At 34.6% G+C, this 20,047-nt stretch carries 13 protein-coding genes; all 13 read left to right on the top strand.

All coding sequences use genetic code 11. From position 1 onward, the window contains the following. The first annotated feature begins 270 nt into the window (after positions 1–270). Entirely contained in the window at positions 271–2,568 is a 2,298-nt protein-coding gene (locus C1H87_RS09350; RefSeq protein ID WP_102755550.1) for an NADP-dependent malic enzyme, read from the top strand. Between the two features lie 49 nt (positions 2,569–2,617). Then, the gene (ruvA, locus tag C1H87_RS09345; protein ID WP_102755549.1) at positions 2,618–3,199 is read left to right on the top strand and encodes a Holliday junction branch migration protein RuvA; all 582 of its coding nucleotides are present in this window, start codon (positions 2,618–2,620) and stop codon (positions 3,197–3,199) included. Positions 3,200–3,279: 80 nt separating this feature from the next. Next, positions 3,280–10,593: a T9SS outer membrane translocon Sov/SprA gene (sov, locus tag C1H87_RS09340; protein ID WP_102758224.1), complete on the top strand. Its 7,314-nt coding sequence runs from the start codon at positions 3,280–3,282 to the stop codon at positions 10,591–10,593. Between the two features lie 400 nt (positions 10,594–10,993). Then, the gene (gcvH, locus tag C1H87_RS09335; RefSeq protein ID WP_102755548.1) at positions 10,994–11,374 is read left to right on the top strand and encodes a glycine cleavage system protein GcvH; all 381 of its coding nucleotides are present in this window, start codon (positions 10,994–10,996) and stop codon (positions 11,372–11,374) included. Continuing rightward, positions 11,367–11,744 carry a VanZ family protein gene (locus C1H87_RS09330; protein ID WP_102755547.1) on the top strand — a complete coding sequence of 126 codons (378 nt, stop codon included), beginning with the start codon at positions 11,367–11,369 and terminating at the stop codon, positions 11,742–11,744. Before gcvH ends, C1H87_RS09330 begins: the two co-directional genes overlap by 8 nt. A gap of 60 nt (positions 11,745–11,804) precedes the next feature. Next, positions 11,805–12,527 carry an energy transducer TonB gene (locus tag C1H87_RS09325; RefSeq protein WP_102755546.1) on the top strand — a complete coding sequence of 241 codons (723 nt, stop codon included), beginning with the start codon at positions 11,805–11,807 and terminating at the stop codon, positions 12,525–12,527. Positions 12,528–12,700: 173 nt separating this feature from the next. Continuing rightward, entirely contained in the window at positions 12,701–13,483 is a 783-nt protein-coding gene (locus C1H87_RS09320) for an energy transducer TonB (RefSeq protein ID WP_102755545.1), read from the top strand. A gap of 330 nt (positions 13,484–13,813) precedes the next feature. Continuing rightward, complete coding sequence (locus C1H87_RS09315; protein WP_102755544.1) at positions 13,814–15,913, top strand: gliding motility protein RemB; 2,100 nt, start codon at positions 13,814–13,816, stop codon at positions 15,911–15,913. Positions 15,914–16,156: 243 nt separating this feature from the next. Beyond that, positions 16,157–16,684: a hypothetical protein gene (locus tag C1H87_RS09310; protein ID WP_102755543.1), complete on the top strand. Its 528-nt coding sequence runs from the start codon at positions 16,157–16,159 to the stop codon at positions 16,682–16,684. A 431-nt stretch (positions 16,685–17,115) separates the two neighbouring features. Beyond that, positions 17,116–18,006 (top strand): heme o synthase, encoded by an 891-nt coding sequence (cyoE, locus tag C1H87_RS09305; RefSeq protein WP_102755542.1) that lies wholly within the window; start codon positions 17,116–17,118, stop codon positions 18,004–18,006. 5 nt (positions 18,007–18,011) lie between these two features. Continuing rightward, positions 18,012–18,593 (top strand): cytochrome c oxidase subunit 3, encoded by a 582-nt coding sequence (locus C1H87_RS09300; protein ID WP_102755541.1) that lies wholly within the window; start codon positions 18,012–18,014, stop codon positions 18,591–18,593. Between the two features lie 48 nt (positions 18,594–18,641). Then, entirely contained in the window at positions 18,642–19,625 is a 984-nt protein-coding gene (locus C1H87_RS09295) for a cytochrome c oxidase subunit 3 (protein WP_102755540.1), read from the top strand. Between the two features lie 20 nt (positions 19,626–19,645). Then, positions 19,646–20,026, top strand: coding sequence for a cytochrome C oxidase subunit IV family protein (locus C1H87_RS09290; RefSeq protein WP_102755539.1), 381 nt, complete (start codon positions 19,646–19,648; stop codon positions 20,024–20,026). Positions 20,027–20,047: the final 21 nt, after the last annotated feature.

Here is a 20,047-nt window from a genome sequence, read left to right as displayed (position 1 = left end):
TTCAATCAAATTATACTTAACCATTAATAATGTTAAAAATGGATTGATAGGTATGACAATTCTCCGAAAGAATGAAGGTTTACTTAACAGGATTGTTATCTTTGTTGGTTCAATAAAATTGGGACTGTCTCAAAAGTTATTGTAATTTAATTTGTCAGATTGAGTACAAACGATAAACTCAATAGGACAATGCACTTACTTTTGATACGGTCTCCTTCTTTTTTAAACTGTCATTCCCCCGAATACGGGAACTATTAATTAAGTATAATCATGAGCGAAGAAAGTAAACGAAGAGAGGCGCTTATCTATCACGCCAAGCCAACTCCAGGAAAAATAGAGGTAGTTCCAACTAAAAAATATGCTAGTCAAAGAGACCTGTCTTTAGCCTATTCTCCAGGCGTAGCAGAACCTTGTTTAGAGATTGAAAAAAAGAAAGAAAACGTATATAGGTATACGGCAAAAGGGAATCTGGTTGCTGTAATTTCCAATGGAACAGCAGTTTTAGGTTTAGGGAATATTGGTCCTGAAGCATCAAAGCCAGTAATGGAAGGAAAAGGTTTGTTATTTAAGATTTTTGCTGGCATTGACGTGTTCGATATTGAAGTAGATACCGAAAATGTAGAAGAGTTTATTCAAACCGTAAAAAAGATAGCCCCAACATTTGGAGGTATCAACTTAGAAGATATAAAAGCCCCTGAAGCTTTCGAAATAGAAAGACGTCTTAAGGAAGAACTTGATATTCCTGTAATGCACGACGACCAACATGGAACGGCAATAATTTCGGCTGCGGCGTTGTTAAATGCAGTAGAATTAACAGGAAAAAAATTAGAAGACGTAAAAATAGTAATAAGTGGAGCAGGTGCAGCAGCCATTTCTTGTTCTCGTTTATACCAAGCCTGTGGTGCAAAACGAAAGAATATGGTTATGTTGGATAGTAAAGGTGTTATTAGAGACGATAGAGAAAACCTTACTAAAGAAAAAGCGGAATTCGCTACCCATAGAAAAATAGATACGCTAGACGAAGCTATGAAAGATGCCGATGTTTTTATCGGACTTTCAATGGCGAATATCGTGTCGCCAGATATGTTGTTAGCTATGGCCAAAAACCCAATTGTTTTTGCTATGGCCAATCCAGATCCGGAAATTAAATACGATGTAGCTGTTGCAACTCGTAAAGATATTATAATGGCAACAGGTCGTAGCGATCATCCTAATCAGGTAAACAACGTATTAGGGTTTCCATTTATATTTAGAGGAGCTTTAGATGTTCGTGCTACAAAAATTAACGAAGCCATGAAAATGGCTGCTGTTAAAGCATTAGCTAAATTGGCTAAAGAGCCAGTTCCGGAACAGGTTAATATAGCCTACGGAGAAACCAAACTCACATTTGGTAACAACTATATAATACCAAAACCTTTCGACCCTCGACTTATTGCCGAAATACCTCCAGCGGTGGCTAAAGCCGCAATGGATACTGGAGTGGCCCAGCAGCCTATTGCCGATTGGGAAAAGTATAAAGATGAGTTGTTGGAACGATTGGGATCTGATAATAAGTTAGTAAGATTACTTCTTAACAGAGCCAAGCTAGACCCAAAACGTGTTGTGTTTGCAGAAGCAGATCAATTGGATGTTTTAAAAGCAGCTCAAATAGTTTATGAGGAAGGCATCGCACACCCAATACTTTTAGGTAGAAAAGAAACCATAGAATCTCTTAAGGCAGAAATAGACTTTGATGCTGATATTCCTATTATTGACCCAAAAACAGAAGAAGAGAACCCGCGTAAAAACAAGTATGCCAAAGTGTATTGGGAACAGCGTAAACGTAGAGGGGTTACTTATTACTCGGCACAGCGTTTAATGAGAGAACGTAACTACTTCGCAGCTATGATGGTGAACGAAGGAGATGCCGATGCGCTTATTTCTGGATATTCCCGGAATTACCCAACTGTGGTAAAACCTATATTGGAACTTATAGGAATGGTACATGGTGTAACACGTATAGCCACTACCAATTTAATGATGACAAAAAGAGGGCCGCTATTTTTAAGCGATACCTCAATAAATATTGATCCGGGAGCCAAGGATTTAGCAAAGATTACCCAGATGACCGCTAAAGTCATCAAGATGTTTGGTTTAGATCCCGTATTGGCCATGGTATCGTATTCGAATTTTGGTTCTTCAGATCACCCGATGTCCTCTAAAATTAGAGAGGCTGTTTCTTATTTACATCGTCATTTTCCAGATATGAATGTAGATGGGGAGTTGCAAACAGATTTTGCATTAAACGATGAGATGCTTCGGGAGAAGTTTCCGTTTTCTAAACTGGTAGGTAAAAAAGTAAATGCATTGGTTTTTCCAAATCTGGATTCAGCAAATATTACTTATAAATTGTTAAAGGAATTGCACGAAGCCGACTCTATTGGACCTATTATGATGGGGTTAAAAAAGCCTGCGCACATTTTACAATTAGGAGCCAGCGTTGATGAAATAGTGAATATGGCAGCCATTGCCGTGATTGATGCACAGAATAAAGAAAAGTGGGAGTTAGAAAATGCTGACAGGAAGTAATTTAGTGTGAATAAATTTATTACATTTGGTCGGTTAACGAACAATATACATGATAACACATATTCAAGGAAAACTCACTGAAAAAAATCCAACACATGTTGTTCTTGAATGTAATGGAGTAGGCTATATGCTAAACATTTCATTACATACATTTTCTCAAATTCCTGATAATGAAAATTTAAAGCTCTTTACTCATCTTCAAGTTAAGGAAGATTCGCATACGCTTTATGGATTTTCATCGTTAGCAGAAAGGGAGATTTTCAGGCTGCTCATTTCCGTAAGTGGTATTGGAGCAAGTACGGCACGTACGATGCTATCTTCATTAACACCAAAACAAGTACGAGAAGGAATAGCTTCTAACGATGTTGCTTTAATTCAATCTATAAAAGGAATTGGAGCCAAAACAGCCCAGCGCGTTATTATAGATTTAAAAGATAAAATCTTAAAGATTTATGATATTGACGAAGTTTCCGTTTCTCAGGGCAATACCAATAAAGATGAAGCGTTATCTGCTTTAGAAGTCCTTGGTTTTGCAAAAAAACAGGCAGAACGTGTTGTAGATAAAATTATAGTCGTGCAACCAGATGCCGATGTGGAAACCATTATAAAACAGGCTTTGAAAAATTTATAATAGATTTGAATAAAACCAACTTTAAATTTTATAAACTAATTAAAAATCGTCGTGCTAAACAATCAGTGTTGAGCACTTCTATGTATTTCGACTTCGGTCTAAATGGAATATTTACCGCAAGTTACCTTAAAAAAAGCCAAAATGCTTTTTTAATTTTAGCACTACTTTTCTCAGTAGGAGCATGGTCTCAAGAACCTGTTCAAGATTCGGTTAAAACAGGATATAATGTGGGGCGTTTAAAAACACCTAAGCCTAACAGTGTAGAATCTAAATATACTTACGATCCCGAAACAAACCGATACATCTATACAGAAAAGATAGGGAACTTCGATCTTAAATACCCGATTATCTTAACACCAAAAGAGTATTACGATTTAGTAGCTAAAGAAAATTTAAAGTCCTATTACAAAGAAAAAATTGATGCCTTTGATGGTAAAAAAGGTGATTCCAAAGACGAACGAAAAAACCTGTTGCCAGAGTTTTATGTGAAATCGGGTTTATTTGAATCCATTTTTGGAGGAAATACAATAGAAGTCATTCCACAAGGATCTGTAGAAATAGATTTAGGACTCTTGTTTTCAAAACAAGATAATCCATCATTTTCACCAAGAAACAGAAGTAACCTTACTCCCGATTTCGACCAGCGAATTAGTTTAAGTATGCTGGGGAAAGTTGGTACACGACTACAAGTAACAGCAAATTTCGATACAGAATCAACGTTCGATTTTCAGAATCTTGTTAAATTAGAATATACACCTACAGAAGATGATATCATTCGAAAAATAGAAATAGGTAATGTAAGTATGCCTCTAAATAGCTCGTTAATTACAGGAGCACAAAGTTTATTTGGTGTAAAGGCAGAATTACAGTTTGGAAAAACAACTTTTACAGGAGTTTTTTCCGAACAAAAATCACAATCTAATACAGTTGTAGCGCAAGGAGGGGGTACCCTAGAAGAATTCGATTTATTCGTTAGAGACTATGACGAAAACAGACACTTCTTTTTAGCACAATATTTTAGGGATACTTACGACGAATCCTTGAAAAACTATCCATTTATAAATAATAAAGGGTTACAAATAACAAGACTCGAAGTTTGGATAACTAACAGAAGTAATAGAACCGAAAATGTTAGAAACATTGTAGCGCTTCAAGATTTAGGAGAATCGTTTTACGACCCTGCAAATCAGGCCAATGATCATATACTATTGGATCCGATACCAAATGGTTTTATAACCAACTCTAATGTATTCCCAGATAATGGTAATAATAGATTTAATCCTACTACTATTGGTTCGGGGTCTATTTTGACTGAAGCTATTAGGGATATAGCAACAGCCCAGCAAGGTTTTGGATCACAATCAGGTGCAGTTAGTGAAGGTTCAGATTATGCCAAGCTGGAAAACGCCAGAAAATTAATAAGCGGTCAAGAATATACCTTAAACTCAGAGTTAGGATATATATCATTAAATCAGCGTTTAAATAACGATGAGGTTTTAGCAGTTGCGTTTCAGTATACCGTTGCCGGAAAAGTATATCAGGTAGGGGAATTTGCTAACGATGGTGTAGATGCTACCGATGTAACCACAAACAATACAGGACAGGTAACCCAGGTTGTAAATACTAACTTGGTTTTAAAACTATTAAAAAGTAGTATTACCAGTGTAGAACAACCGATTTGGGATTTAATGATGAAGAATATCTACGATTCTGGAGCTTTCAATTTAAGTCCAGACGATTTTAAACTTAATATTTTTTACAACGAAGCCTCACCATTAAATTTTATAACACCCGTTGGAGCAAGTTTTGCTGTCGATATAAATGGAGTCCCTGTTAATACAAATACTCCAGATGAAGATTTAATAGAAAATATACCATTATTAAGAGTATTTAATTTAGATAAACTCAATTTTAATAACGACCCGCAGGCTAGAGGTGATGGTTTCTTCGATTTTTATCCGGGAATAACGGTGATACCTCAAAACGGAAAAATAGTTTTTACCAGTGCAGAACCTTTTGGTGAATACCTATTTAATGTATTAGGAGGTGGAAATTACGATAGTAACGTTTCGTATAACGAGGACCAAAACAAGTACGTATACGATGTGCTCTATAAAAGTACAAAAACAGCAGCTTTAGAAGCCGTTGAGAAAAACAAGTTCAGACTAAGAGGACGTTATAAATCTACAGGAGGCGATGGTATTCCTATAGGATCATTTAATGTACCAAGAGGTTCGGTTAGAGTGGTAGCCGGAGGACGTGTTTTAGTTGAAGGCATCGATTATACGGTGAATTATCAGTTAGGGCGTGTTCAGATTTTAGATGAAGCCCTTAAAGCTTCTAATACCCCAATTGAGGTTTCAACCGAGAACAATGCTGTTTTTGGTCAGCAAACAAGACGCTTTACGGGAATAAATGTAGAGCATAAGTTTAATGAGAATTTTGTGTTAGGAGCCACACTTTTAAATCTTAATGAGCGACCTATAACACAAAAAGCAAATTTCGGAACAGAACCAATAAACAATACTATTTTTGGGTTTAACGGGAACTATTCTACCCAAGTCCCCTTTTTAACCCGTTTAGCAAATAAATTACCGAATATTGACACAGATGTAGAATCAAACCTTTCATTACGAGGGGAATTTGCATATTTAGCACCAGGGTCACCTAAAGGCACTAATCTTAATGGAGAAGCAACATCTTATGTTGACGATTTCGAAGGTTCCCAAAATGCCATCGATTTAAAATCCCAACAATCGTGGTTTTTGTCTAGTAGACCCCTTGATATAAATGGAAACGGAAATACAGATGAACTGGAAGACAGGGATGGGATTCAAAATGGGTACGGCCGGGCACTATTAAACTGGTATAGTATCGATCCTATTTTTTATAGCAGTCGACGTCCATCCGGTATCACAAACGAAGATATGTCAAGCCTATATACAAGTCGTGTATTTATAAACGAACTCTTTCCCGATAGAGATTTGGTACAAGGGCAAAACTCGGTACTTTTTACTCTGGATTTAGCATATTATCCGGAAGAAAGAGGTCCCTATAATTTTGATTCAGCGGCAACTAGTGGAGTACTAAGTAATCCTGAACAAAGTTGGGCAGGTATCACGCGACAATTAACTTCTACAGATTTCGAACAACAAAATGTTGAATATATAGAATTCTGGTTACAGGATCCTTTCCAGGAAGACGAGGCCAGAACAAGAGGAGGTAAGTTAGTATTCAATCTTGGTAACATATCAGAGGATATTATCAAAGATGGAAGAAAGTTATATGAAAATGGTCTTCCTGAAAACGGTGATGTTAGCCTGTTACAGCCTACAACTTGGGGCACAGTGGTGCCGCAAAATCAATCATTAATTTATGCGTTCGATACCACAGGCGAAGAACGTACCAACCAAGATGTCGGTTACGATGGATATAATGATGCTAAAGAAGCGGAAGTTTTTGGTGCCAATTTTGGAGATGATCCAGCAAACGATAACTACACCTATTTCTTAAATACAGATGGGGATGTATTTGAACGTTATAAGAAATTTAATGGCGTAGAAGGAAATACGCCAGAAACATTTAGCGATACACAAAGAGCGGCAAACACGCAGCCAGATGTAGAAGATATTAATCGTGATAATACTATGAACACGATTGATAGTTATTTTGAATACGAATTAGAAATAACACCAGCTACTTTAAATATGGATACAAATCCATTTATCGTTGATTTTAAGAATTCAGAGCCGAGAAGGTTTCTTAATGGCGAAACCACTTCGGGTGATAAGAACCCTAGATGGTATCTGTTTAGAATTCCAGTTGATGTACCTTTGGAAAGGTTTGATGATGATGTAGATCCTGCTAACAAACCTTATAAACGCGTTGGAGGAATTACCGATTTTAGATCCATTCGTTTTGCGCGTATGTATTTAAAAGGCTTTGATCAAACTACAGTATTTCGTTTTGGTACATTAGATTTGGTTAGAAGCGATTGGAGACGTTATAAACAAGCTTTAAATAGAAATATTAATAATGCCGATACAGAATTCTCTTTAGGTATAATAGGCACCATTGAAAATGAAGGGAGTTATGTAAGTCCTCCGGGAATTCAACCAGAAGAGTTGTTTAATAATAATACGGTTGTGCGACAAAATGAACAATCGTTAATAGCCAATGTTTGTAATTTACAACCAGAGGATTCTCGAGGCGCTTTTAAAAATATTAATATTGATATGCGTCAATTTAAGCGTTTAAGAATGTTTATACACGCAGAAGATGATGGTGGAGGATTTACGGAAAATGGAGATAGAAGAATGGTTGGTTTTGTTAGAATGGGTAATGATTTAACAGAGAATTATTATCAAATTGAAATTCCGTTAGTAAAATCTTCAATTAATTCAAACGATCCAAATCAGGTTTGGCCTCCCGAGAATGAAATTAATTTACCATTAGATATTTTAGGAAGAATAAAAGCACAGGCACTTTCAGATGGCCCTCTGCCTAATAACGATCCAAGGTTCTACGATGTTATTAATGGTGATATCGTTGATGTAAATAACGAGTTTGCCGGATATGAAATTGGTAGACATCGTGTAGCTATAAAAGGAAATCCAAATTTCGGGGATATTAGAACACTTATGGTAGGTGTTAAAAATGCTACGACTTCTAATGCTTGTGCAAATGTTTGGTTTAACGAACTTCGCTTATCCGATATGGATAACGAAGGAGGCTGGGCCGCCGTGTTAAGTGTAGATACCAATATTGCAGATTTTGCAAACATAAGTGCAACAGGAAGAAAAAGTACTTCTGGTTTTGGAGGCCTTGAACAAGGTCCTAGTGAGCGTAGTTTAGAAGATGTGCAGCAATACGATGTGGTTACAAATGTTAATATAGGGCAATTGTTACCTAAAAAATGGGGTGTTCAGTTACCTTTTAATTATGGACAAAGCGAAGAACTTATTACGCCTAAGTATGATCAGTTTTATAAAGATTTAACTTTAGATTCCAGATTACAGGCTGCAGATACAAAGGAAGAAAAAGACCGTATAAAAGAGCAGTCTGAAGATTATACCAGAAGACAAAGTATTAATTTTATTGGTGTTAGAAAAACAAGAACATCCGATGCTATTCCACGTTTTTACGATGTGGAAAATTTAACGTTGAATTATTCATACAACAAAGTAGAGCATCGGGATTTTGAAATTGAAAACTCTGTTGACAAAGCGGTTAGAGTAGGAGCAAACTATGCCTTTAATTTTAATCCTATTACTGTAGAGCCATTCAAGAAGAGTGACTCATTATTTAGAGGCAAGTATTGGAAAATATTAAAGGACTTTAATTTCAATTTGTTACCAACAAGCTTTACGGTTAATACAGATATTAATAGACAATTTAATAGACAAAAATTTAGAGAGATCGATCTTGGAGGCTCAAATATTGGAATAGAAGAATTATTTAGAAGAAACTACACATTCGATTTTCAATACACCATTAATTATAACTTAACAAAATCGTTACAATTCAACTTTACAGCAGCTAATAATAATATAGTTCGTAATTATTTTAAAAACAATATTATTAATGGAGAGCAAGATCCTTCATTGGATATTTGGGATGGTTTCCTCGATTTTGGAGACCCAAATAGGCAAAGCCAAAATTTAGGAGTTACCTATCAATTACCAATTAATAAAATACCGACGTTTAGTTTTCTTGATGCTACGTATCAATATACTGGTAATTTCCAATGGCAAAAAGGATCAGATTTGTATGGAGCTATAACAATACCAGACGATCCTAATACATACGATTTAGGTAATACGCTCCAAAATTCTAGTGTTCATAATATCAATTCATCTCTCGATATGAATCGATTTTATAAATATATAGGATTAGTAAAAAAACCTATCAGAAAAGTACGATCCAGATCAGCTTCAAATGCAGGTGCACCTCCGGGAGCAGTTGACGACAAAAAGAAAAAACCAAAAAAGCCAAAAAGCCAATCGGTTAGAAAATTAATAAATGCAGGAATAGATATCATAACAAGTGTAAAGCGAATTCAAGTTAATTATTCCGAAAATAGTGGGACATTCTTACCGGGTTACCTTCAGTCACCAGGTTTTATAGGTACTTTAAAACCAACATTAGGATTTACATTTGGTAGTCAAAGCGATGTAAGAGACCTCGCCGCAAGAAGGGGATGGTTAACCAACTTTCCGCAATTTAACCAACAATATACAGCTACAAACACTAAGCAACTCGATGTGTCTGCTAATTTAGAACCGGTAAAAGGTTTAAAAATAGATATTGTAGGAAGCCGTGGGTATCTCGAAAATTATTCCGAGAATTATAGGATTAATGGTGGAGAAGGAAATTATCAATACCAATCGTTAACGCCAAACGCCTTTGGTAACTTTAATATATCGACCATATTAATAAAAACTGCATTTAGTAAAAGTGATGAAAATACGTCTGATGCTTTTAACGAGTTTAGAGCGAACAGATTGATAGTCGCCAGAAGGCTAGCCGCTAAGAATGGAGCAGACTTAAACGATCTGGACGAAGACGGTTTCCCAAAAGGTTATGGAAAAAGTAATCAAGCAGTATTACTACCGGCCTTTTTAGCTGCCTATACAGGTACAGATGCAAGTAGTGTGAAATTAGGGGCATTTAGAGATGTGCCAATTCCTAATTGGGATTTAAAATATACTGGTTTTATGAAGTTTAAATGGTTTAAAAAACGCTTTAAACGTTTCTCCCTAACTCATGGATACCGTTCGGCATATACCATAAATCAATTTCAGTCTAATTTAGATTTTGAAGCAATAAACCCGGCTTTAGATTTCGATAGTCAGTCCGACAACACTAAGGATCAATCTGGTAATTATAAAAACGAACGCCTACTGAGCAACATTAATTTAACCGAGACATTTAGTCCTTTGGTTAGACTTGATTTTGAAATGAAAAACTCAGTTAAAATATTAGCCGAAGTTAGAAAAGACAGAATGCTATCGCTTAGTTTCGATAATAACTTAATGACCGAGGTATTGGGCAACGAATATGTGATAGGCTTAGGTTACAGAATTAAAGACTTAAAAATACGCTCTAAATTAGCTGGACCTCGAAAACGTGTTGTAAGTGATTTAAACATGAAAGCAGATGTATCCGTTAGAGAAAATAAAACGATTATAAGGTATTTGGATTTAGAAAATAATCAGGTAACCTCCGGACAAACAATTTGGGGAATAAAATACACGGCAGATTATGCGTTTAGCAAAAACCTAACAGGTCTCTTTTATTTTGATTATTCGTTCTCGGAATATGCTATTTCTACCGCATTTCCACAAACAACAATCCGTTCGGGTATCACTATTAGATATAACTTCGGAAATTAACATAAAAGAAGTAAAAGAGTCATTCAAAGTTATTTAAGATCAGGGTTCTCATTCCTGCGCGATCACTTAGCGTAGTCGAAGTGAAGGCTGGAATTCACTTTATTGTAGTTTTAGTTACCATTTATTTAAATAGATGCTTGCTTTCATAGGAATGAAATCAATATCTATTCCTTTTTTATTTTTAGAAAAGCGCTATTTGTTTTCGATTATGTTCGTCCATTAGTTGTCATTAATGTCTTTGTCCTTATAGCAAAATGATCTAATGCCCTTAAACAAACAAACGATCTAGCATTATTATTCATTAGAATAAATAAACTTCCTGCTTTTTATTAAGCAATCTATTTGAATTTAAGATTTGAATAAATACATTTGTCGAACTAAACGAATTTAAATCAATACTATGAATATTCCATCAGAATTAAAGTACACTAAAGACCACGAGTGGATTAAAATAGAGGGTGATATTGCTACCATTGGTATTACCGATTTTGCTCAAGGAGAATTAGGCGACATTGTGTATGTAGAGGTAGAAACTGTAGATGAGACATTAGATGCAGAAGAGGTTTTTGGTACAGTTGAGGCTGTTAAAACGGTGTCCGATCTATTTTTACCATTATCTGGAGAGATTATAGAGTTTAATGAAACTTTAGAAGACGAGCCGGAAAAGGTGAATAGTGACCCTTATGGAGATGGTTGGATGATAAAAGTAAAATGCTCAGACCTGTCTCAAGCAGATGGACTTATGTCTGCAGACGATTATAAAGCATTAATAGGTGCTTAAAAAGCTAATACCTATAGCAACCATAACATACTCGTTAGCTTTAATTATAGCAAGTCTAATTAGGTTAGATAATGTTCCAAAATTGGGAATCTCTTTTGAAGATAAGATATTTCATCTTTTTGCCTATTTTATCTTAACGGTTTTATGGTTTTATACATTTTTATATTCATTTAAAATCAGAAAGAAGAAAGCCATATTTTTGGCAGTCATTCTTTCTGTCTTTTTTGGTATAATTATTGAGGTATTACAGGGGAGTATTACAGCTTCGAGAGCATTAGATGCTTATGATGCCGTAGCAAATACCATTGGAGCTTTATTAGCAGCAATTGTATTATGGTTTAAAAAAAGTTTGCACGTTAAAAACCTTTAAACACTTGCTTTTTTTATAAATAAATAGTTATTTTAGCAATCTTGATAAATGATATAAATTATGGAACCTAAAAAAAATCCTAAAGCTAATGTTGGACGAAACAGTTCACTTTACTTCGCTATTGGTTTAGCTTTAATGTTGTTTTTAACAAACTACGCAATTAATTATAAAACATATGATAAGGCTGATACAGATATTGGAATGGTCAATATGGATGAAGAATTAGAAGAGGAAATCCCAATTACTGAGCAAATACAAACGCCTCCACCACCTCCACCTCCACCAGCAGCACCGGAAGTAATCGAGATTGTTGAGGATGAGGTAGAAATAGAAGAAACAGTTATCGAGTCTACAGAGGTAGATCAAGAAACTGAAATTGTAGAGGTAGAAGAAGTAGAGGTTGAAGAAGTTGAAGAAGATATAGACGTACCGTTTTCAGTAATTGAAAATGTACCAGTTTTCCCAGGATGTGAAAAAATGAAGAACAATACCAAGAAAAGGGATTGTATGTCTAAGAAAATTGCACAGTTTGTAAATAAAAAGTTCAACACAGAATTAGCTAGTGATTTAGGCCTTTCTGGAAGACAACGTATTAATGTAATTTTTAAAATAGATAAAACTGGTAAAATTACTGGTATACGAGCAAGAGCACCTCACCCAGGTTTAGAAAAAGAAGCAACTCGTGTAATTGGTTTATTACCAAAAATGAAACCAGGAAAACAACGTGGAAAACCAGTAAACGTTCCATATTCATTACCAATAATTTTCCAAGTTCAGGACTAAAGTTTCATTCCATGTTTACAGCGCATATCTAAGTTGGCTGTACAACGAAATCGAGACTGGTTATTGAGCATATCCGAAATATAAAATCCCGTTACAAAATATGTAACGGGATTTCTTTTTTGGTATGCTTATTGTTATTTTATCATAATATTAACATTTATACTATAATTATTATGAGAAATCAAAAGAAGTCTCACGAACTCATTCGGCAAAATGAGGAAATCGTGAAGAAATCACAAAAGCATGATGCAAATTTACAAAAAAACTCAACCCTATACTTTCAGGTTGGATTAATTATTTGCTTACTGGCAGTCTATGGCCTGTTTGAAATGAAGTTTGAAACTAAAATTTCAACTTATGCAGGGAATCTCCCTCTAGAAGACCCTTACACTATTGAGATTCCAGTAATAAAGCCAGAAGTTCAAGCTGTTAAAGAAACGGTAAAACGAAAACGAATTGAGAATCCTAAAAAATTTATTGAAGTCCCAAATGATGAGCCTATAAACCCGATAATAGATGAACCGGTGGAACCCATTGTAAATAATGGTGCACCAATAAATCCCGAAGACATAAACTTACCTGTAATAGATGAAGAAGTTTTTATACCTGTTGATTTTGTTCAGGTTGTACCGATTTTTCCTGGTTGCGAGAAGAAAAAATCGAATCCGGAAAGGCGCAAATGCATGACTAAAGAACTTAATAAACTAATTAAAAATAAGTTTGATAGAGATTTGGGACGCGAATTTGGGCTTAAAGGAAAACAAGTTATACGTACTCAGTTTAAAATAGATAAAACAGGGAAAGTAACAGATGTTAGAGTAAGAGGTTCACATCCAGCCCTAGAAAAAGAGGCAGAACGTGTTATTAATATTATTCCAAAAATGACTCCTGCGAAACAACAAAAAGAAAATGTGGGTGTCATGTATACATTGCCCATAGTTTTTCAAGTAGAATAGTTAGTGTCGTATTCTAATTTTTAAAAGAGGTTTGAAAAGTTAAATTGAACTTGTCATTCAGAACGAAGTGAACCTGCCTGCCGGCAGGCAGGGAATCTGTTAAATCTAGACTTAAACAGATTGATAAAGTTGTACCTCCTTGTCTACCGACAGGTCGACTCCAGTAATGACAATTCGATAATACTTTTCAAACCTTTTTTCTTAACCAAGACCAGGCTTATATTCTTAAAACCAAGCAGTAATATTTAAATTTAGCCTATAACTTTAATAGGGGAGCAATCTAAAAAAATATAGTATCTTTCAGCGCAAAATCAATTATTAATCACTTTCATGAAGAGATTCATTGTACTGCTCCTACTTTTGGTTCAATATACCAGTTATTCGCAAGATATCTTTTTAGTTGAAAAACCTCCGGTTTTTCCAAGTTGTGAGGCTGTAGCCATAGATTCTTTACAACAATGTTTTGATAGAAATGTATTCGAACATATCTATAAAAATTTTAAAGTACCTCAAAAAGTAGATGACGAGAAATATAAAGGAGAAGTTGTTGTTCTTTTTGAAGTGGATACTTTGGGGCAGTTTAGGGTTATATATATTGATGCTATCTATAACGAATTAAAGGAAGAAGCCAAGCGTGTGTTTGCAACGTTACCAATCGTTAAGCCAGCAACCTATAACAGTAGAAAAACGTACAAGCAGTATAGTTTGCCTATAAAAATTCCTTTGGTAAATCAAGAAGTACAAACTCAGGATTTGGCAAAGAAGAATGAATTGTCTAAGCTGGAACAGCAATCGAAAAGTGAGTTCGATAAGGTAAATGCCGATTTAAGACCGTTTGAGAATAAGGCCCATAACAGTCAACTAAATATTCCATTTACGCATAGTGACTATGCAAGGTTCGATAGAGGAATGAATCTTGTGGGAACTAATAGTCACACCGCTTCAAAACCATTTATATACGACGAAGTTTCCAAGTATCATGATTTTAAAGCAGAAAAGGAAAAATTAAAAAAGGAAACAGATACCTGGGTAGGAAGAAAACTTTGGAACGAGCACCTAGTGCGACTACAGGGTAAAGATTATTGGTTTACAATAGACCCGATATTCGATTTACAAGTAGGTAAAGATACCGATGCCAGTTTTAATACCACATACAACAATACAAGAGGTATTTTAATTCAAGGAGGCTTAGGTAAAAAATTCAACTTTTATACCACCATTTTCGAAAGTCAGGGCAGGTTTGCACAGTATGTAAATCAGTATGCAGAAAGTTTAAAAGCTTTTGGTCCCGATCCGGCAATTATTCCTGGTAGAGGTATAGCAAAAAGGTTTAAAACAGACTCTTACGACTATCCAGTAGCAGAAGCCTATTTGTCATATTCGCCAGCAGAGTTTTTAAATGTTCAATTTGGGCATGGTAAAAACTTTATAGGCGACGGGTACCGATCCTTATTCCTTAGTGATGTTGCAAGTCCATATCCTTTTTTAAAACTCAACACAAAATTCTGGAAAATAAAGTATACCAACACATGGATGTGGTTAAAAGATGTAAGACCAGAAGTTGTAGAAGATAAAGCGTTTTTAACGAAATATATCGGAACCCATTATTTAAGTTGGAATGTCTCTAAAAGGTTAAATGTTGGGTTGTTCGAATCGGTGCTTTGGACAAATTCAAACGATAGAGGGTTTGACATTAATTATTTAAACCCTATTATATTTTTTAGAGCCATTGAGTTTGAGACCGGACAAGGGGCAGGAAATGCACTTCTTGGGGCATCGGCCAAATATAAATGGAGTGATAATATAAATTTATACGGACAGTTTATCTTAGACGAGTTTTCGCTTAACGATATTAAAGCCGGAGAAAAAAGTTGGAAAAACAAGTACGGCTACCAGTTAGGTCTTAAATATTTTAACGCCTTTAAGGTTGATAATTTATTGTTACAATTCGAGTATAATCGAATAAGACCATACACATATTCGCATAATACTATTGTGCTTAACAATGCACATAACAACCAACCCATGGCGCATTTATGGGGAGCAAATTTTAGTGAAGCCATTTTAATAGGGCACTACAGGTACAAACGTTGGTTTGCAGATGCAAAACTCATATATGGCGTACGAGGGTTAGATTTTAATGATGGTACAGACAATTTTAGTTATGGAGGCGATATTTATAGAAACTATAACGACAGACCTTCAGACACAGGAGTAGAAGTTGGGCAAGGCTTAAAAACTACGACATTTAATGGTAATTTACAGGCTGGCTATATTATTAACCCGGCATCTAATTTAAAGCTATTTGCAGATATTAGTTTTAGAAATTTTGATCCGGAAGCAGAAACCACTACTACATTTAAAAACAATACCGTTTGGTTTAATTTTGGACTTAGAACCGATTTGTTTAATTGGTATTTTGATTTTTAAGACCTAATCTTCTTAATTTATTAATATTTGGAAATTCTTCAAATAATATTTTTTCATACTAATCTTATGTAATCATAAGTTTTACGGTTTTCCCTCAATACAATACTGTTAAAGTTCATGTATTCTATGAAAATAGAATAATTACATAATCTAAAAAGATCTTTTGTTGTTTATATTTAGGTGAAGGTCAGGTTAGTTCCTAAAGACCTCGTAAAATATTTAAACCCCAAAAACAATACAATTATGAAAATTATCAAACGTACAGGCTGGGTGTTAATAATGGCGCTTCTTATTATAAGTTCATCGTTATTTGCAGTAAAGATTTCTGATTATGACTACAAAGCAGAAAACATTGATTTAAGAATTGAAGAACAAAACTTAAAAACAACGAAAAATGAGTCTTTAGAAAAAGCTATAAAGCTTAATAGCTCAACACAAAAAGGTATAACTATAGTTATGTCTGCAACTCCAGAGGTGTATGCTAGCCAACCAAATCTCAACAATAACCCTAAATTTGCTAAGTATGATGATCTCGTTATTTATGTGCGAGATGCTAATAATCACCAATTAAGCCTAAACCCTTCTAATTTTGAGGTTGATTTTGATACAAGTAGTGATTTTAATTTTCATGGAGTTTTTGGGGATGTGTTATATATGAGTTGTAATGCTGCCTCTCCATACCTGAATTTAAGTTTTGATGCTCGTATAAAAGATGCTTCCGGTTGGGGACCGTGGAAAAATTTTACATATTTCTTTCAAGGGTATCCATGATCAGGAGGAGTTTTCTTAAGACCTCTAAATGGTAAAGAAAACTATTAAGCAAAAAGGTATTATTATTAAATAATATCGTTCTTAAAAGAGAAGATCTAAAAAGTGAGTTTGATTTGTCAAATTATAAAGACTTTTTGGATCTTCTCTTTTATTTTTAATTGTAGGTGTTTTTTAAAACCTCATATATTTTCCCTTCAAAACTCTTATAATAGTCACTTCTTTATTTTGAGAGGAGATACTCAAAGTGTTTAAAAAAGAAAAAAGGACAAAATGTTTTTATCGATTTCATCATTAAAAACCTTGAAACATTAATAAATGCAATAAAAACACGAAATATTTTATGCGATAAATTAAGCAAGAAAAAGCATTGCTCGAAAAACTTTAATAAAGTATCTTTGCACTCGCTATAAAAGCCCGTAAAGATAAAAACATTGAGCAATACAAAATCTTCATTAGCAACACCTTCTGTTATTTCAGATTTTAAGGAGATCACTAAAATGCGGTTAGCATTAAGTGTGGTTTTCTCGTCATTAGCAGGTTACTTGTTGGGGGTAGATGTAGTTGATTTTAAAACATTAGTGCTATTAGCCTTTGGAGGGTACTTTATGGTAGGAGCGTCCAACGCATTCAATCAAATTATTGAAAAAGATCTGGATGCGTTAATGAAACGTACCCAAAACAGACCAATACCAGCCGGACGGATGTCTGTAAATACAGCATTTATCATAGCATCTATTTTTACGTTGTTAGGAATCATCATTTTATATACCATCAACAAGCAAACAGCAATGTTTGGTGCTATTTCTATATTTTTATACACGTGCGTGTACACCCCTTTAAAAACTAAAACACCCCTTGCCGTTTTTGTAGGAGCCATTCCTGGAGCAATCCCGTTTATGTTAGGATGGGTGGCCGCTACCGATGATTTTGGTATAGAACCAGGAACATTATTTGCGTTACAATTTTTTTGGCAATTCCCACATTTCTGGGCCATTGGTTGGTTTTTGTTTGAAGACTATAAAAAGGGAGGGTTCTTTATGTTGCCAACTGGAAAGCAAGATAAAGGGACAGCGGTGCAAACCATCATGTATACAATTTGGACATTAATAATATCTATTATACCAGTATTTGGATTTACAGGAAAGTTACAATTATCAATTGTTGCCGCAATATTAGTTTTTAGTTTAGGAATAGGCATGTTGTATTACGCTGTTCGGTTGTTTAAAGAAATGACTGAAAAAGCAGCCAAACAACTTATGCTGGCTAGTGTTTCCTATATAACCCTTGTACAGATAGTATATGTAATAGATAAATTTATATAAGAACTATGGATTTAACTCAAGGAACACAAGAAGAGAAAAATAACAGAGCAAAAAAAATGATGCTCTGGTTTGGTATTATTTCCTTAATAATGTCCTTTATGGGATGGACAAGTGCTTTTATTGTAAGTAGTTCCAGACCAGATTGGTTAAAAGATTTTGAATTACCCAATGCTTTTTTAATAAGTACTGTGGTAATAGTTATTAGTAGCCTATCTTTCATTTTAGCAAAAAAAGCTTTAAAAAATGGAAATAGAAATGCAACCACACTATGGTTACTAGTAACTCTTATATTAGGAGTTGTCTTTATTTTCAATCAATTTATAGGATTTCAACAGATTATAGACTTGGGTTACAATTTTACGGGACCAACGAGCAATGTAACCATGTCTTATATTTATTTAATAGCCATAGTGCATGTATTGCACGTGGTTGTTGGGATAATTTGCTTATTAGTAGTAATTTATAATCATTTTAAACAGAAGTACGATGCAACGAAAATACTCGGATTGGAACTTGCAGCAACCTTTTGGCATTTCATAGATATATTATGGGTTTATCTCTTTTTGTTTTTATATTTTATTAGATGAATAAAATGACTATTTTTGTGCAACTTTAAAAAAAATAATCATTATAATATGAACACTACAGTTGTAAATACTGGAACAGAAGGCAAAACATGGGGAGGCGGCAATAAGCCTCTTAATGCGAGCTATGGAAAAATGATGATGTGGTTTTTCATCGTTTCAGATGCTCTAACATTCTCTGGGTTTTTAGCGGCCTACGGATTTTCAAGATTTAAGTTTATTGATTCATGGCCAATTGCCGATGAAGTGTTTACTCACTTTCCGTTTTTACATGGTGTAGAAGCACCTATGTATTATGTGGCTTTTATGACGTTTATACTTATTATGTCGTCTGTAACTATGGTATTGGCAGTAGATGCTGGTCACCATTTAAATAAAGCCAAAGTAACCTTTTACATGTTTTTAACCATTATCGGAGGTTTAATATTCGTAGGATCTCAAGCTTGGGAATGGGGAACATTTATAAAAGGTGATTACGGTGCAGTACAAACAAAAGGAGGTAATATTTTACAGTTTGTAGATACAGAAGGACACAGAGTTGCTTTAAGAGATTTTGTAGTAGCAGATCCGCATAGCGAAAGAACACAACATGAACGTAAAGAAGGTTTATGGTTCGTATCTGAAGGAACATTGCCAACTTATACTGTTGCAGAAGTAGCAAAAGGCTTAGAATCTCACGACAACGTTTTAGTGAGAACACAGATAATTAATGAAGCAGGAGAGAAAACGGTTTTGTCTAGAGCAGAGTCAATAAAACAAATAAAACAAAACGGAAAGGCAGTTGTAGAAGGTGCTAATTTACACGTTAATGAGTATGGTTCACCGCTGTTCGCAGATTTCTTTTTCTTTATAACTGGATTTCACGGTTTCCACGTATTTTCTGGAGTTGTTATAAATATCATTATTTTCTTTAATGTTATTTTAGGAACTTACGAAAGACGCAAAAGTTATGAGATGGTTGAAAAAGTGGGGTTATACTGGCACTTTGTAGATTTAGTTTGGGTATTTGTATTTACATTCTTCTACCTGGTTTAATTATTTAAGAAATTATAAAAATGGCACACGAACATAAATTAGAAATATTTAGAGGTTTACTTAAATTTAAATCGAATACTCAAAAAATATGGGGTGTTTTGATTCTTTTGAGTATAGTTACAATAGTTGAGGTGATTTTGGGTATTATAAAACCAGAATCTTTAATGGGTCAAGTGTTAGGAATGAAAGCCCTTAACTGGATTTTCATTATCCTAACTATAGTAAAAGCATATTACATTACTTGGGACTTTATGCATATGCGTGACGAATTAAAGTCTTTAAGACGTATGGTAGTTTGGACTTCTATATTCTTGATTCTATACCTAGTATTCATTTTATTACAAGAAGGCGGTTATGTTTTTGATGTATATAAAGAAGGATACGTAAAAAGAGATTTTTAACTAACTTTATTGGCTTTTAAT

Source organism: Flavivirga eckloniae (assembly GCF_002886045.1).
Classification (GTDB): Bacteria; Bacteroidota; Bacteroidia; order Flavobacteriales; family Flavobacteriaceae; genus Flavivirga; species Flavivirga eckloniae.
This window is presented reverse-complemented; position numbering and strand designations above follow the sequence as displayed.